The sequence below is a fragment of the Nocardioides marinus genome (assembly GCF_013408145.1).
GTDB classification, from domain to species: Bacteria; Actinomycetota; Actinomycetes; order Propionibacteriales; family Nocardioidaceae; genus Nocardioides; species Nocardioides marinus.
The window spans coordinates 555,822-570,474 of sequence record NZ_JACBZI010000001.1; the positions used below are offsets into that span (position 1 = coordinate 555,822).

The following is a 14,653-nucleotide window of genomic DNA, read 5'->3' on the forward strand; positions in this document are numbered from 1 at the left end:
CAGGCTGCTGCTCGGGGTCGGCTCAGCCGACGCCGACCGCCTTCTCGAGGTTGGCGACCTCGTCGTCGAGGTGGGTCAGCAGCCGCTGCAGGTGGGGGACCGTGCGGCGGCAGCCGGTGAGTCCGAAGCCCATCTGCCCGTCGTAGGAGGTGCAGGTGATGTTCAGCGCCATCCCGTTGATGGGGATGGACAGCGGGTAGGTCCCGGTGAGCTTGGCGCCGTTCCAGTAGTGGGTGGTCCGCGGCCCGGGGACGTTGCTGATGATGAGGTTGTACGGCGGTCGCACGATGCCCTGCATCCGCAGCAGCGGCGCGAGGATCGCCGGCGCCTGGCCCAGCGCGCTCATGGCGAGGATCTGGGTCTGGGTCATCGAGGACAGCGCCTCCTTGCCGTCGCGCATCGAGAGGTGGATGCGGTCCAGCCGCTCGGCGGGGTCACCGAGGTCCGTGGCCAGCTGCACCATCACCGACCCGATGGCGTTGCCGCCCTCGGCGGAGGCGACCTGCGACTGCTTGGCGTTGAGCCCCACCGGCACCATCGCGACCATCGGGTCGTCGGGCAGCGCGCCGAGCTCGAGGAGGTAGGTGCGCATCGCGCCCGCGCACATCGCCAGCACCACGTCGTTGATGGTGGTGCCCGAGGCCTTGGCGATCGCCTTGAGCCGCTCGATCGGCCAGTCGTCGGCCGCGAAGCGCCGGGCGCCGGAGATCGACTGGTTGAAGATCGTGCGCGGCGCGTAGAAGGAGACCGCCGAGGTCTGGTTGCGCACGCCCTTGGAGAGGGTGCGCACCAGGGCACCGGGCATGCCGGCCGCCTCGGAGGCCACGCCCAGCGCCGTACGCAGGGCGGCGACCGGAACCTCGGGCAGGGACGACGCCGCGGGGTCGACCGGCTTGCGCTGCGGTCGCGAGTGCAGGGCCCACGGGGCGAGCATGCCGCGCTCCTCGGCGTCGGTGCTGAGGACGCTCTGCATCAGCCGCATCGCCGAGACGCCGTCGACCAGGGCGTGGTGGATCTTGGTGTACATCGCGACCTTGCCGTCGGCCAGGCCCTCGATGACGTGCGCCTCCCACAGGGGGCGCTCCCACGCCAGCCGGGTGGAGTGCAGTCGCGAGCAGAGCTCGAAGAGCTCGCGGTAGCGGCCGGGTGCGGGCAGCGCGCTGTGCCGGACGTGGTGCTCCATGTCGAACTGCTCGTCGGGGCGCCAGACCAGCTGGGCGCCGGTCTTGACCGAGCGGTGCGGGTGCTTGAGGAAGAGCGGGGCCACCTCGTCGGTGCCGCGCATCGACTCGTACATCTCGCGGATGTAGTCGGGCCCGGCCCCCTCGGGCTTCTCGAACAGCTGCAGCCCACCGACGTGCATCGGCATCGAGCGGTTCTCCGTGAGGAGGAACGCTGCGGAGGGAGGATCGATGACGGAGACCACGAGGGAGCCTTTCGCTGCTGCTGGATCTAGCGGGTCCGTGCCCGCTGAGGCCGTCAGGTGATCCTGTCGTGCGCGTGATGCACGCCACAAGGCCCGACGGGGAGGAAAACGCCCCACCCTCTCGGAGGTGACGCGCGGCCCGCCGGGTGTCCACAGGCCGGACCCGGCCACTGCTCCTCCCCAGCACCCGAGCAGACCGGCCCGGCGCGGCAGGAACGTCCCTAGGTTCGACCCGTCCGCGCCGGAGCCGCCGGCGCCGCCTCTCGGGAGACACCGATGCCCCTGCCCAGCCCCACCTCCGTCGACCACCCGCTCGCCCGGCTGCTCGTCGTGCTCGCCGCGACGCTCGTCGCCCTCTTGGTCACCGCCGCGTCCGTCGGTGCCGCGCCGGATGCGAAGGCACCGGCGCCCGACACCATCGTCAAGGTCACCGGCAACGCCGCCGAGGGCTTCGGGATCGAGCACTACGACGGCAGCTCGACCTTCCCGCCGACCCACTCCGAGGCCCTGGCCGAGTGCCAGGAGTACTCCGCCAAGGTCGGCCGCGTCCGGTGTCGGGTCGAGGTCAAGACCTGGTACCGCGACCTGGTCGCCACCAAGCGCGCGCTGAAGTACGCGCACCGCTCCTGACCCGCCGCTCCTGACCCGGTGGGGCGACCCCGGGGGCGTACGACGCTGGCAGGATCGACGCGTGGACCTCGCCTCGCTCGACCGGCTGCGGTCCCGGCGTCTGTCCCGGGGCCTGACCGTCGGCCGCCGCTCCTACCGCGCCCGGGTGGCCCGCTTCCGCGCCAAGCGGTGGCAGGTCGCCCAGTGCGCGGTGGCTGCCGCGGTCGCCTGGCTGGTGGCCCGGCACGCGCTGGGGCACGAGGTGCCGGTCTTCGCGCCGATCGCGGCGGTGCTGGCGCTCGGCACGTCCTACGGGCAGCGGCTGCGACGCGTCGCGGAGATCACCGTCGGGGTGGCGATCGGGGTCCTGCTGGCCGACCTGCTGGTGGCGCTGCTCGGCACCGGCGCCTGGCAGCTCGGGCTGATCGTCGCGCTGGCGATGACGGTCGGGATCCTGCTCGACGGCGGGACGATGCTGGTCAACCAGGCGGCGATCCAGTCGATCTTCGTCGTCGCGCTGCTGCCGGGCACCGGTGGCTCGCTGACCCGGTGGACCGACGCGCTGGTCGGCGGAGCCGTGGCGCTGGTCGCGGCCACGATCGTGCCGGCGGCCGCGCTGCGGCGCCCGCGGGAGCAGGCCTCGGTGGTGCTGCGCAAGCAGGCGCGGCTGCTGCGTGGGGTCGCCCAGGTGCTGCGTGAGGGCGATGCCGACCTCGGGGCCGAGCTGCTGGCCGAGGCCCGGTCCACCGAGCCGCTGATCCGCGAGCTCGAGGACGCCGCGGCCGAGGGGATGGCGGTGGTCACCTCCTCGCCGTTCCGCGTACGCCACAAGCCCACGGTGCGCCGGATGAGCGACCTGGTGGTCCCGCTGGACCGGTCGATGCGCTCGTGCCGGGTGCTGGTGCGCCAGGCCGCGGTCGCGGCGCACCGGCGTCGACCGGTGCCGCCGGCGTACGCCGCGCTGGCCGAGGACCTCGCGTTCGCGGTCGAGGTGATGGTCGCCGAGCTCGCCGAGGAGCGGATGCCGGTCGCTGCGCGACCGGCCCTGCTCACGGTGGGCAAGGGCACCGGGGAGGTGGTCCGCAGCGACGAGATGACCGCCGACATGGTGCTCGGCCTGCTGCGGGCCGTGGTGGCGGACCTGCTGATGATCACCGGCATGGACGCCATGCAGGCCTCCGACGCGTTGCCGCCGCCGCCGCGCTGAGCGCGGGGCGCTCGGCTCACAGCGAGTCGCGGAGCTCGCGGACGACGGAGTCGACGACGGCGACGAGGTCACCACCGGTGGTGGCGGCGACCGCCCGCTGGCGCTGGTAGGAGGCGCCGCGCTGGACGATGTCGTGCACCGAGGCCAGCTCGTCGGTGCAGCCCAGGCGCTCGGCGACCGGCGCGAGGCGCTCCAGCAGGTCGGCCAGGTCGTCGGTGACCAGGCGCTCGGTGGAGTCGGCGTCGAGGATGACGATGGCGTCGAGGCCGTAGCGGGCGGCGCGCCACTTGTTCTCCTGCACGTGCCACGGCGGCAGCACCGGCAGCCGCTCACCCCGGGCGACCCGCTCGTCGAGGTCGACGACCAGGCAGTGGCACAGCGCCGTGAGCGCCGCCAGCTCGGGGATCGTGGAGACGCCGTCGCACACGCGGTTCTCCAGCGTGCCCAGGTGCGGGGCCGGCCGCAGGTCCCAGCGGATCTCGCCCAGCTCGTCGATGACACCGGTGGTGAGCTGGTCGGTCACGAAGGACTCGTACTCCGCCCAGGTGTCGAAGCAGAACGGCAGCCCGGCGGTCGGCAGCTGCTGGAACATCAGTGCCCGGTTCGAGGCGTAGCCGGTGTCCAGGCCGGCCCAGATCGGCGAGGAGGCCGAGAGTGCCTGCAGGTGGGGGAAGTAGGTCAGCAGCGCGGAGAGCACCGGCATCACCCGGCTGCGCTCGGGCAGACCCACGTGGACGTGCACGCCCCAGATGAGCATCTGGCGGCCCCACCACTGGGTGCGGTTGATGAGCTCGGCGTACCGATGCCCCTCGGTCAGCTCCTGGGTGGTCCACGACGCGAAGGGGTGGGTGCCGGCGCCGTAGAGGTCCAGGTCGAGCTCGTCCGCGGCGGGCACCACCACCTCCAGGGTGGAGCGCAGGTCGGTCATCGCCTCGTCCACCGTGCGGCAGACCCCGCTCACCGCCTCGACGGTGTTGCGCAGCAGCTCCTGGTGGAGCCGGCGCGGGTCGGTCATCCGCGGGTGGGCGGCGGAGAAGAGCCGCGCCGCGTCGTTGCGCAGGTCGCGGGTGTGCCGGTCCACGAGGGCCAGTTCCCACTCCACCCCGAGCGTGGGCTCGGGCGAGCCACGGAAGTCGATCCGCACGTCGCACAGCGTTCCACACCGTCGGCCCCTCCCGGGCCCTCCCCGGGGTGTCGAGACTCACGTCCCGGGGCCCGGGTGCGGGCTTGGGTCGCCGGCGTGGCTCCTGTCACGATCCGGTCATGGTGGACGCGCGCGAGGTGAACCTGGGGTTGGACCTGTGCCTGCGCGTCGGCGAGCTGCTGCTCTCCAGCGGGGCGGGCGCGGCCGACGTGACGGCCACGATGCAGTCGCTGTCCTACGCCCTCGGTCTGCGCGAGGCCTCGGTCGACATCACCTTCACCTCGTTGGCGATGACCTACCAGGACACCCCCGACGACATCCCGATCGTCTCGACGCGCCAGGTCAAGCAGCGCGCCATCGACTACGAGCACCTCACCCGCGTCGACCACCTCGTCCGCGACGTCCTGCGCGGCGACCTGGACCTGCGCGGCGCACGCACCGAGCTGGGCCGGATCACCTCGACCGGCCACCCGCGCGCCCGCTGGGCGGTCACGCTCGGGTGGGGCGTGATGTGCGCCGGCGTCGGTGTGCAGCTGGGCGGTGACTGGGCCGTGATCGGGCTGGCGCTCGTCGCGGCGATCACCATCGACCGCATCCAGCTGCGGATGGCCCGTCGCCGGATGCCGAGCTTCTACCAGCAGGTCGTCGGCGGAGGGGTGGCGACACTGATCGCGCTGGGCGTGAGCGCTACCCCGATCAGCATCAACGTCTCCCAGGTCGTGACCGCCAACATCATCATGCTGCTGGCCGGCATCGGCTTCATGGGTGCGCTGCAGGACGCCCTCACCGGCTTCTACGTGACCGCCACCGCGCGGCTCACCGAGGCCTTCCTCGCCACCGCCGGCATCATCGCCGGCGTCTCGGGCGGGCTCTCGATCGGTGCCGTGCTGGGCCTGGAGATCCCGCGGCTGCAGCCGGGGGAGTACTCCCTGCAGACCGTCGGCATGCTCGCCCTGGGCTCGGCACTGGCTGCGGCGGCGTTCGCCTACTCCTGCTACGCCCCCAAGCGGATCCTGCTGCCCATCGCCCTGGTCGCCGGCACGGCGATCAGCATCTCCGGCACCCTGCAGAACGCCGGCATCGGCCGGGCGTGGGGCGTGGCCATCGCCGCGCTCTTCGTCGGTCTGGTCAGCTTCTCGGTCTCCGGCTGGATGCGGGTCCCGCCCCTGGTCGTGGTGGTGTCCGCGGTGGTGCCGATGCTGCCCGGCCTGTCGATCTACCGCGGTCTCACGCTCCTGGGGGAGGGCGGCTCCTCGATCCCCGAGGGGCTGCTGGCGATGACGGCGGCGATCTCGGTCGCGATCGCGCTGTCCTCCGGCGTGATCCTCGGTGAGTACGTCGCCCAGCCGCTCAAGCGCGAGGCGCAACGGCTCGAGACCCGGCTCACCGGCCCGCGGCTGGTCGGCCCCGTGGACCACGTGGTGCGCCGCGACCGCTGGCGCCGCCGTCGTACCGCGCCGGACGGGTCACAGACCGACGAGGTCGCCTAGCCGGCCGAGCCACGCGGCGCTGCGCCCGTCGAAGGCCCCGGTGCCGGCCGTCGCATCTGCCCACACCTCGTGACGGGCCGCGTCCGCGGCCGCGACCACCTCGGCGGGGTAGCCGTAGCGCACCCGGTGCTCCTCGAACTCGTCCTCGTCGTCGACGAACCACTCGCCGCTCTCCCGGCGGATCACGTCGAGATCCAGGTCGACCGCCCGCACCACCGGGCCGTCGAGGACGGCCGGGGTGGCCATGTCGACGTAGGCCGTGCACCAGATGCCGGGGGCGTGGAACGTCGCCGCCCACCACCGCTCGCGCGGGAAGAGCGTCACGGTGTCGACCTCGGAGACGAACTCCAGGCCGGGGCGGTGGTGCCGCACGCCGGCCGGGGTGCCGACCCACAGGCCCAGGTCGTCGGTGCCGAGCCAGACCCCGTCGTACTCCCAGTGCGGGCGGTCGCCCCACTTGGTCATCGCCACGTGCAGCGGATCCCCGACCTCCATGCCCCCAGCAAACGCCGAACCGGCGCATCCTTCCGGAAGGACGCGCCGGTTCGGCACGGAGAACGGTGGCTGCAAGGAGCCTCGAGACCCGCTCAGACGACCTGGGTCTTGGGGGGCAGGACCTTCTTGGAGACCTTGGCGACGACGTCCTGGTAGCGCGAGCCGGAGAGCTTGGCGAACCAGTGCAGCGCGTGGGCGTCCATGCCGACCAGGACGCGGGCCTGGTCCTTCTCGATGCCGCGGACGATGATCTCGGCCGCCTTCTCCGGGGTCATCTTGGCCAGCTTCTCGTCGAAGAGCTTGGCGGTCTTGGCCTTGTCCTCCTTGGCCGAGACGCGGGAGTTCCGGGCGATGGCGGTCTTGATGCCGCCGGGGTGCACGACGGTCACGCCGACGGGGTGGCCGGCGATCAGCATCTCCTCGCGCAGCGCCTCAGACATGCCGCGCACGGCGTACTTGGTGGCGTTGTAGATCGACTGGCCGGGCATCGAGACCAGGCCGAAGAGCGAGGAGAGGTTGACCACGTGGCCCTCGCCGGAGGCGATGAGGTGGGGAAGGAACGCCTTGGTGCCGTGCAGGACGCCGTCGAGGTTGATGCCGAGGATCCACTCGATGTCGTCCCAGTCCAGGTCGACGAGGTCGCCGGCCAGCGCGACGCCGGCGTTGTTGACGACCACGTTGACCCGGCCGAACTGCGCCACGACGGCCTCGGCGTAGGCCTCGAAGGCCGCGCGGTCGGCGACGTCGAGCCGGTCCGAGCGGACCTCCCGGGCGCCGGCGCCCTTGACGAGGTCGACGGTCTCGGCCAGGCCGGCCTCGTCGACGTCGGAGAGCGCGAGCAGGGAGCCCTTGCGGGCGAGGTTCAGGGCGAGGGCGCGGCCGATGCCGGAGCCGGCCCCGGTGATGACGACGACCTTGTCGGACAGGTTCTTCATGCGTGCGCAGCCTCTCGGGAGGGGGTGGTCTCGTCCGCGGCGGTCTCGCCGGTGACGGTGTAGGCGGACAGGTCGAAGCGCGACAGCAGCCGCCGGAAGGTGAAGGTGGCGTGCGGCCACAGGGTGGTGTTGCGGCCCTCGGCGTCGAGGTACCACGACGCGCAGCCGCCGGTGGTCCACACCGTGCGCTTCATCCGCTTCTGCAGGCCGGCGTTGAAGTCGGCCGTCGGGGCCTCCTTGACCTCGACGGTGGCCAGCCGGTTGGTGCGCATCTGGCGGATCGCGTCACGGATGTAGGCGACCTGGGACTCGATGATGAAGACCATCGAGGAGTGGCCGAGCCCGGTGTTGGGGCCGACCATCATGAACAGGTTGGGGAACTCCGGGATCGTCGTGCCCTTGTACGCCGACATGCCGTGCTCGGCGAACCGCTCGGCCAGCGTGCGACCGGTGCGGCCGGTGATGGCGTGCGCGATCGGGATGTCGGTGGTGTGGAAGCCGGTGGCCACGACCAGCGCGTCGATCTCGCGCTCGGTGCCGTCGGCGGTGACGATCCCGCTGCCGGTGATCTTGGCGATCGGGTCGGTCACCAGCTCGACGTTGTCGGAGGCGACGGCGGGGTAGTAGGCGTTGGAGATCAGGATCCGCTTGCAGCCGATCTCGAAGGTCGGCGTGAGCTTCTCGCGCAGCACCGGGTCCTTCACGTGCTTCTTGAGGTTGTCCAGCGCCATCTTCTTGGCCGGCGCGGCGATCTTCGGCTGGAGGGTGAAGGCGGGGACGTAGGTCTCGCGGCCCCAGTAGATCGCGGTGCGGTAGAGCTTCTGCAGGCCCGGGACGTACCGCAGCGCGGCCTTCTCCAGCGCGGAGTAGCGACGGTCGTGGCGGGGCAGCACGTAGGGGGCGGTGCGCTGGTAGAGGTCGACGTGGCCGGCGACCTTCTGCAGCTCGGGCACGAGCTGGATCGCGCTGGCACCGGTGCCGATGACGGCCACCCGCTTGCCGGTCAGGTCGACGTCGTGGTCCCACTGCGCGGAGTGGAAGACGTCGCCCTGGAAGGTCTCGATGCCCTCGATCTCGGGCAGCTTGGGCTCGGAGAGCCCGCCGGCGCCCGACAGCAGCGTGCGGGCGGCGTACGTCGCGGGGCCGGTGGGACCGGTGACCTCGACCAGCCACCGCTGCTGGTCGTCGTCCCAGCGGGCCGACTCGACCCGGGTGTCGAAGACGAAGCGGTCCAGCACGCCGGCCTCGCGGGCCACGCGCTGGAGGTAGGCGTGGATCTCCGGCTGGGGTGAGAAGGACATCGACCAGTCGGGGTTGGGGGCGAAGGAGAAGGAGTAGAGCTGGCTCGGGACGTCGCAGGCGGCGCCGGGGTAGGTGTTGTCGCGCCAGGTGCCGCCGACGTCGGAGCCCTTCTCGATGACGACGAGGTCGCGCTCGCCGTCCTCGTCGAGCTTGATGGCAGCAGCGAGGCCGGCGAAGCCGGAACCGATGACCAGGTGGTCGACGGGGAGGGGAGTGCTCATGTGCAGGACGGTACTGGCGTTATTGAAAAAGTGTCAATAGACTGGTGGACGTGACCACCCGCACAGCCACCTCCCGCACCCGGTTGAGCAAGGAGGAGCGCCGCTCCCAGCTGCTCGACCTCGGCGTGCGGCTGCTCTCGACCCGCTCTCTCGACGAGCTGAGCATCGACCTGCTGGCCGAGGAGGCCGGGATCTCGCGCGGGCTGCTCTACCACTACTTCGGCAACAAGCACGACTTCCACGAAGCGGTCGTGCGCCGTGCCGCCGACGACCTGATCGCCCAGACGGCGCCGCCGGTCGAGGGCGAGCCGCTGCACCGGCTGCTGGTCTCGATGACGGCCTACCTCGACTACGTCGACGCCAACGAGCCGGGCTACCGCTCGCTGGTCAAGGCGGCCTCCGGCGGCAACGACACGCTGCGCGAGATCTACGACGAGGCCCGCGCCGCACTGACCGACCGGATCTTCCGCGAGGACGCCCAGGGCACCCTGATCTCCGAGACGCCGCACACCCGCCTGCTCGTGCGCGGCTGGGCGGCGATGGCCGAGGAGCTGGTGCTGGGCTGGAAGGCCGACCCGCAGGGCGTCACCCGCGACGAGGTGCTGGAGATGCTGGTGGTCTCGTTGCCGGCGCTGGTGGCGGCGCTGCCCTCGGACTGACCTGCCGAGCGAGCGCCGACGACGACGTACGACGCGGGGGCGCCGCCCGGTGACCGGACGACGCCCCCGCGCGCGAGGAGCAGGGCTCAGCCGCGGACGACCTCCGCGAGCTGGTCCAGGCCCCAGGCGAGGTCGTCTGCCCCGATGACCAGCGGCGGCGCCAGCCGGATCGTCGAGCCGTGGGTGTCCTTGGCCAGCACGCCGCGGGCCATCAGCGCCTCGCAGACCTCCCGGCCGGTGCCGACGGCGGGGTCGATGTCGACGCCGGCCCACAGGCCGCGGACGCGGACGGCGAGCACGCCGTGGCCGACGAGGGCCTCGAGCCGCTCGCGCAGCAGGGCGCCGAGCTCGGTGGCACGTGCCTGGTGCTCGCCGGTGGCGAGCATGGTGACCACCTCGTGGCCGACCGCGCAGGCCAGCGCGTTGCCGCCGAAGGTCGAGCCGTGCTGTCCGGGGCGCAGCACGCCGAGCACGTCGCGGTCGGCGACGACCGCCGAGACCGGGACGATGCCGGCGCCCAGGGCCTTGCCCAGGACGTAGAGGTCGGGAACGACGTCCTCGTGGTCGCTGGCGAAGGTCTTGCCGGTGCGGCCCAGGCCGGCCTGGATCTCGTCGGCGGCCATCAGGACGTTCTCGCGGGCGGTGAGCTCGCGCAGGCCCTTCCAGAAGCCGTCGGGCGGCAGCACGACGCCGCCCTCGCCCTGGATCGGCTCCATCAGGACGCCGACGGTGTTCTCGTCGATGGCGGCCTCGACCGCGGCGAGGTCGCCGTAGGGGACCATCGTGAAGCCGGGCGCGAAGGGGCCGAAGCCGTCGCGGGCGTCGGGGTCGTCGGAGAAGCCGACGATGGTGGTGGTGCGGCCGTGGAAGTTGCCGGAGGCGACGATGATGTTGGCCTGGCCGGGCGTGACGCCCTTGACCTCGTAGCCCCACTTGCGCATGACCTTGATGGCGGTCTCGACGGCCTCGGCGCCGGTGTTCATCGGCAGCACGAGCTCCTTGCCGCACAGGTCGCCCAGCGCGGCGCAGAAGTCGGCGAACTGGTCGTGCACGAACGCCCGGCTGGTCAGCGTCAGCTTGTCGAGCTGCTCGTGGGCGACGCGCAGCAGGCCGGGGTGGCCGTGGCCGAAGTTCAGTGCGGAGTAGCCGGCCAGCAGGTCGAGGTAGCGGGTGCCGTCGACGTCGGTCATCCAGGCGCCCTCGGCGTGCTCGATCACCACCGGCAGCGGCTTGTAGTTGTGGGCCGTGCGGGCCTCCGCGCGCTGGAACAGCTCGGCGGACCGGGGCGCAGTGCCCGTCGCGGTCCCTGCGGTGGTGGTCATGCGCGCCTCCTCGGCTCGGTGCTGGTCTGGTCTGCGGACCCCACCAGAGCAGAGTCGGGCCCGGAAACCAAGGTTGACACCAGTTCGTCCGGTCGACGAATCGTCAGGGCGGATCTTTGCCGGTCTCAGGTCGTGGACACCGGAAGGCGTACCTCGATGGTGGTGTCCCCGGGGCGCGAGGAGAGCGTCACCGACCCGCCGTGCGCCGCCACGATCGCCTGCACCAGCGAGAGCCCCAGCCCGGCACCTCCCGGGTCCTGGCCGCCCCGGGCGCGGGAGGCATCGCCGCGCACGAACCGCTCGAAGGCACGGTCGGCGAGGTCGGGGTCGAAGCCGGGTCCGTCGTCGTGCACGCTGAGGCCGGTGGCGGTCGCCGCGACGGTGATCGTGGAGCCCTCGGGGGTGTGCTTGCGGGCGTTGGTGAGCAGGTTGGTCACCACCTGGTGCAGCCGCGGGGTGTCCCCGACGACCTCCACCACGTCCTCCGGCAGCTCCAGGCGCCAGCGGTGCGAGGGGGCCAGCACCCGGGCGTCGGAGACCGCCTCGAGCAGCAGCCGCGTGAGGTCGACGGGCTCGCGCTCCAGAGGGCGCCCGGAGTCCAGCCGGGCGAGCAGCAGCAGGTCCTCCACCAGTCCCGTCATGCGCACGGACTCCTCCGCGACCTTGCTCAGCGCCGTGCGCTGGGTGCCGGTGTCGTCGGGGCGCCGCTGGGCCAGCTCGGTGTAGCCGGCGATGGTCGCCAGGGGCGTGCGCAGCTCGTGGCTGGCGTCGGCCACGAACTGGCGCACCTGCTGCTCGCTGCGGTGCCGTGCGGTCAGCGACGACTCCACGTGGGCGAGCAGCGTGTTGAGGGCGGCACCGACCTGCCCGACCTCGGTGCGCTCGTCGGTCAGCCGCTCCGGTACCCGCTCGGCCAGGTCGATCTCCCCGGAGTCCAGCGGGAGCGCGGAGACGCGGTGCGCGGTGGCGGCGACCTGGGTGAGGGGCCGCAGCTGACGGCGTACCAGCAGCAGGCCGACGAGCGCGGCCAGTCCGGCCCCGCCGAGCACCAGCACCGCCTCGACCCGCAGCAGGGTCGCCACGGCGTCGTCGACGTCGTCGGTGGGCAGCCCGGCGACGACCACGCCGTAGGCCGTCTCGGTCGCCGCCACGCGGTAGGAGCCCAGCTCGGGCAGGTCCACCGTCCGCGGACGGGCGTCGGTCCCGACCCCGGCCAGGACGTCGAGGTCCTCCTCGGGCACGGCGTCGAACCGGCCGCCGCGGTCGACGACCGTGCCGTTCGGCTCGGCGTCGTAGTCGGCGAAGTCGCCGAAGTACGCCGTCAGCGTGGACTCGCCCTGGCCGAAGCGCGGGTCCGGTCGGGTGCGCCCGTCGCCCGAGATCTCCGGCGGCTGGAGGGACGCGCTGTCGACGTAGGCCCAGGCAGGGGCGTTCCGGGCGCGGTCCAGGGCCCCCTGCACGTCGTCGTCGAGACGACCGTCGAGGTAGGTGCGGACGGCGAGGCTCGCGACGACGCCGATCACGACCGAGACCGTGAGGACGAGTGCCACGGCCGTGAGCACCAGACGTGAGGTCAAGGACCGGAACGGCTCACGCACCCGCTGCCGCAGGGGCTGCACGACGGCCCGTGTCATGGCGGCGGCTTCAGGACGTAGCCGGCTCCGCGCATGGTGTGGATCATCGGCTGCCGGCCGGCGTCGATCTTCTTGCGCAGGTAGGAGACGTAGAGCTCGACCACGTTGGCCTGGCCGCCGAAGTCGTAGTTCCAGACCCGGTCGAGGATCTGCGCCTTCGACAGCACCCGGCGCGGGTTGCGCATCAAGAAGCGCAGCAGCTCGAACTCCGTGGCGGTCAGGGTGATCTCGTCCCCGCCGCGGTGCACCTCGTGGCTGTCCTCGTCCAGGGTCAGGTCGCCGACCGTGAGCACGGTCGACTCCGCCGCCGCCTGCGCGCCCGCGCGGCGCAGCAGCCCGCGCAGCCGGGCGACGAGCTCCTCGAGGGAGAACGGCTTGGTGACGTAGTCGTCGCCGCCGGCGGTGAGTCCGGCGATGCGGTCCTCCACGGCGTCGCGGGCGGTGAGGAAGACGACCGGCAGGTGCGGGTCGGTCGTCCGCATCCGGCGCAGCACCTCGAGCCCGTCGATGTCGGGCAGCATGATGTCGAGCACGACCGCGTCGGGCGCCATCTCCTTGGCCGCCGCCACCGCCTTCGTGCCGGTGTGCGCCGCCTGCACGTCGAAGCCCTCGTAGCGCAGCGCCATCGTGATGAGCTCGGCGATGTTGACCTCGTCGTCGACGACGAGGACGCGCAGGGGGCTGCCGTCAGCGCGGGTGAGGTCCATGGCAGCACCATGCCCGCTCACGCTGTGGGTTTGCTGTGAGCCGGATGTGCGGGACCGGTGCCCGGGATCGGGGTCGTGTGTGGGGAGTGGGGGCGATTTCCGCGACGCTGGGCGATCGGGGAGGATCCCGGTGCGGACGCAGGGGGCGTCCCCTGAGTCTCTGGGAAGTCTGATGTCGACGCTGCGCACCCGTGTGCCCGCTGCCCTGTCCGTGCTGCTCGCCGCCTCGCTCTGCGTCGCGCCGCTCTCGGCCTCCGCCGACGAGCCGACCGCTGAGCCGACCGCCGAGCCGACCGCCGAGCCGACCGCCGAGCCGACCGCGGGCCCGATGACGCTGGAGGTGGGCCTCGGGTTCACCCACAACCCCCAGCGCGACCAGCGCTTCTCGGCGCTCAAGCCGATCAAGGTGCAGGTCCGAGCCGACCCCCGCCCCCTCGGCGAGCAGGTGCTGTCGGTGGACTACCAGCTGCTCGACGACGCGGACGTCGTGGTCGCCGACGGCGCGGGGACCTGGCTCGAGTCCCCGTACGGCGGGTACCCCGACGAGGTCGTCGCCGACGTCCCCGAGGGCCTGGCCTCGGGCCGCTACACGGTGGTCGTGACCGTGCGGGCCGACGTGCCCGAGCACGGTCTGGTCGAGGGCACCGGCCGTGTCGAGAACGTCGTGGTGGACCACGAGGCCCCCGCCCCGAGGGTGCGCCTGATGTCCCCCGCGGTCTTCCCCGTCGTGGACAAGTACGAGGACCGGATCGAGGTCCGGGTGCTCGACCAGGGTCGGGACGTCAAGCGCCTGCAGCTCGACCTGGTCGACGACGACGGCACGGAGTTCCTGGTGCAGCACGGCAACCCCCAGGTCTTCGCCCACGTCGACGTGTGGGGTCGCCTGGGCAACCGGCGCAACGGCGAGCTGCTGCCCGCCGGGGTGTACGCCCTGCGGCTGACCTCCGAGGACTACTCCGGCAACGTCGGCCAGGTCTCGGTGCCGTTGACGATCGACCACCGACGTCTCCACAAGCGCACGGTCACCCGCACGGTGAGCGCGCGCAAGAGCCTCCACCGCACCGACGTGGGCGACTGCTCCTCGCTCGCGCGGACGGTGCGCGGCCGGGCGAAGGGCACGCTGGGCTACTACTCCCGCACCCGCTGCCAGCGGCCGGCCGACTCCCCGGTCATCGCGCTGCACCGGGTGAAGGTGCCCGTGGCCGACACCGGTCTCTACCGTCGCGTCCGTCTCTCGCTGCGCGGCGGCGCGGCCAGGGGCGCCCGCTTCGCCTACTTCAAGACCTGGTTCCCCTCTCCCGACGACGGCGTGGTCGGCGTCAGCCAGCACTCCGCGACCTGGGGCACCCACACGGCGACGCAGCCCGACGTCCCCGTGGTCTGGCGGCCGTCGGAGCGCAAGGCGTTCGTCTACTGGTACGCCGGGTTGTCGGAGGGTGCGCGCTACGACGTGTCGTCCTACACCCTGCGCATCGAGGTCTGGGACCTGCGCTGAGACGGCT

Annotated in this window: 13 protein-coding genes; 5 read left to right on the forward strand and 8 right to left on the reverse strand. The window is 72.3% G+C overall.

Annotation, left to right across the window (positions count from 1 at the left end):
* Window positions 1-22: 22 nt before the first annotated feature.
* On the reverse strand, window positions 23-1,426 hold the full coding sequence (locus tag BKA05_RS02765; RefSeq protein ID WP_179530058.1) for a wax ester/triacylglycerol synthase family O-acyltransferase: 1,404 nt from the start codon (window positions 1,424-1,426) through the stop codon (window positions 23-25).
* Between the two features lie 276 nt (window positions 1,427-1,702).
* Here BKA05_RS02765 and BKA05_RS02770 point away from each other — a divergent pair, with 276 nt between their 5' ends.
* Together BKA05_RS02770 and BKA05_RS02775 are read left to right on the forward strand one after the other, a co-directional pair.
* Window positions 1,703-2,056, forward strand: a complete 354-nt coding sequence (locus BKA05_RS02770; RefSeq protein ID WP_179530059.1) for a hypothetical protein — start codon at window positions 1,703-1,705, stop codon at window positions 2,054-2,056.
* A gap of 61 nt (window positions 2,057-2,117) precedes the next feature.
* On the forward strand, window positions 2,118-3,242 hold the full coding sequence (locus BKA05_RS02775) for an FUSC family protein (RefSeq protein ID WP_343045490.1): 1,125 nt from the start codon (window positions 2,118-2,120) through the stop codon (window positions 3,240-3,242).
* Window positions 3,243-3,258: 16 nt separating this feature from the next.
* Here BKA05_RS02775 and BKA05_RS02780 read toward each other — a convergent pair whose 3' ends face one another.
* Window positions 3,259-4,386, reverse strand: a complete 1,128-nt coding sequence (locus BKA05_RS02780) for a glutamate--cysteine ligase (protein ID WP_179530060.1) — start codon at window positions 4,384-4,386, stop codon at window positions 3,259-3,261.
* 119 nt (window positions 4,387-4,505) lie between these two features.
* Here BKA05_RS02780 and BKA05_RS02785 point away from each other — a divergent pair, with 119 nt between their 5' ends.
* Complete coding sequence (locus BKA05_RS02785) at window positions 4,506-5,876, forward strand: threonine/serine exporter family protein (protein WP_179530061.1); 1,371 nt, start codon at window positions 4,506-4,508, stop codon at window positions 5,874-5,876.
* Here the strand turns inward: BKA05_RS02785 and BKA05_RS02790 are convergent.
* The 3 genes from BKA05_RS02790 to BKA05_RS02800 all read right to left on the reverse strand — a co-directional run bounded on the left by BKA05_RS02790 (window position 5,853) and on the right by BKA05_RS02800 (window position 8,829).
* Entirely contained in the window at window positions 5,853-6,371 is a 519-nt protein-coding gene (locus tag BKA05_RS02790; protein WP_179530062.1) for a ribonuclease FAU-1 family protein, read from the reverse strand. The genes BKA05_RS02785 and BKA05_RS02790 overlap by 24 nt on opposite strands.
* Before the next feature lie 92 nt (window positions 6,372-6,463).
* Entirely contained in the window at window positions 6,464-7,306 is an 843-nt protein-coding gene (locus BKA05_RS02795) for an SDR family NAD(P)-dependent oxidoreductase (RefSeq protein ID WP_179530063.1), read from the reverse strand.
* A complete protein-coding gene (locus tag BKA05_RS02800; protein WP_179530064.1) occupies window positions 7,303-8,829 on the reverse strand; it encodes a flavin-containing monooxygenase in 1,527 nt (508 codons plus the stop codon). Before BKA05_RS02800 ends, BKA05_RS02795 begins: the two co-directional genes overlap by 4 nt.
* A 50-nt stretch (window positions 8,830-8,879) precedes the next feature.
* On the opposite strand from BKA05_RS02800, the gene BKA05_RS02805 reads away from it, so the two are divergent.
* Window positions 8,880-9,488 carry a TetR/AcrR family transcriptional regulator gene (locus tag BKA05_RS02805; protein WP_343045491.1) on the forward strand — a complete coding sequence of 203 codons (609 nt, stop codon included), beginning with the start codon at window positions 8,880-8,882 and terminating at the stop codon, window positions 9,486-9,488.
* 86 nt (window positions 9,489-9,574) lie between these two features.
* Here BKA05_RS02805 and rocD read toward each other — a convergent pair whose 3' ends face one another.
* The 3 genes from rocD to BKA05_RS02820 all read right to left on the reverse strand — a co-directional run bounded on the left by rocD (window position 9,575) and on the right by BKA05_RS02820 (window position 13,151).
* On the reverse strand, window positions 9,575-10,810 hold the full coding sequence (gene rocD, locus BKA05_RS02810) for an ornithine--oxo-acid transaminase (RefSeq protein ID WP_179530065.1): 1,236 nt from the start codon (window positions 10,808-10,810) through the stop codon (window positions 9,575-9,577).
* A gap of 125 nt (window positions 10,811-10,935) precedes the next feature.
* Complete coding sequence (locus tag BKA05_RS02815; RefSeq protein ID WP_179530066.1) at window positions 10,936-12,444, reverse strand: sensor histidine kinase; 1,509 nt, start codon at window positions 12,442-12,444, stop codon at window positions 10,936-10,938.
* Window positions 12,441-13,151 carry a response regulator transcription factor gene (locus BKA05_RS02820; protein ID WP_179530067.1) on the reverse strand — a complete coding sequence of 237 codons (711 nt, stop codon included), beginning with the start codon at window positions 13,149-13,151 and terminating at the stop codon, window positions 12,441-12,443. The genes BKA05_RS02815 and BKA05_RS02820 overlap by 4 nt, the downstream gene beginning before the upstream one ends.
* 172 nt (window positions 13,152-13,323) lie before the next feature.
* On the opposite strand from BKA05_RS02820, the gene BKA05_RS02825 reads away from it, so the two are divergent.
* A complete protein-coding gene (locus tag BKA05_RS02825; RefSeq protein WP_179530068.1) occupies window positions 13,324-14,646 on the forward strand; it encodes a PT domain-containing protein in 1,323 nt (440 codons plus the stop codon).
* The last annotated feature ends 7 nt before the right edge of the window (window positions 14,647-14,653 follow it).

What these genes read in the sequence shown, in the direction of transcription:
- BKA05_RS02820 (WP_179530067.1), bottom strand. Translation starts at nt 13,151, where the DNA reads ATGGACCTCACCCGCGCTGACGGCAGCCCCCTGCGCGTCCTCGTCGTC.
- BKA05_RS02795 (WP_179530063.1), bottom strand. Translation starts at nt 7,306, where the DNA reads ATGAAGAACCTGTCCGACAAGGTCGTCGTCATCACCGGGGCCGGCTCC.
- BKA05_RS02770 (WP_179530059.1), top strand. Translation starts at nt 1,703, where the DNA reads ATGCCCCTGCCCAGCCCCACCTCCGTCGACCACCCGCTCGCCCGGCTG.
- BKA05_RS02785 (WP_179530061.1), top strand. Translation starts at nt 4,506, where the DNA reads ATGGTGGACGCGCGCGAGGTGAACCTGGGGTTGGACCTGTGCCTGCGC.
- BKA05_RS02800 (WP_179530064.1), bottom strand. Translation starts at nt 8,829, where the DNA reads ATGAGCACTCCCCTCCCCGTCGACCACCTGGTCATCGGTTCCGGCTTC.
- rocD (WP_179530065.1), bottom strand. Translation starts at nt 10,810, where the DNA reads ATGACCACCACCGCAGGGACCGCGACGGGCACTGCGCCCCGGTCCGCC.
- BKA05_RS02815 (WP_179530066.1), bottom strand. Translation starts at nt 12,444, where the DNA reads ATGACACGGGCCGTCGTGCAGCCCCTGCGGCAGCGGGTGCGTGAGCCG.
- BKA05_RS02790 (WP_179530062.1), bottom strand. Translation starts at nt 6,371, where the DNA reads ATGGAGGTCGGGGATCCGCTGCACGTGGCGATGACCAAGTGGGGCGAC.
- BKA05_RS02825 (WP_179530068.1), top strand. Translation starts at nt 13,324, where the DNA reads ATGTCGACGCTGCGCACCCGTGTGCCCGCTGCCCTGTCCGTGCTGCTC.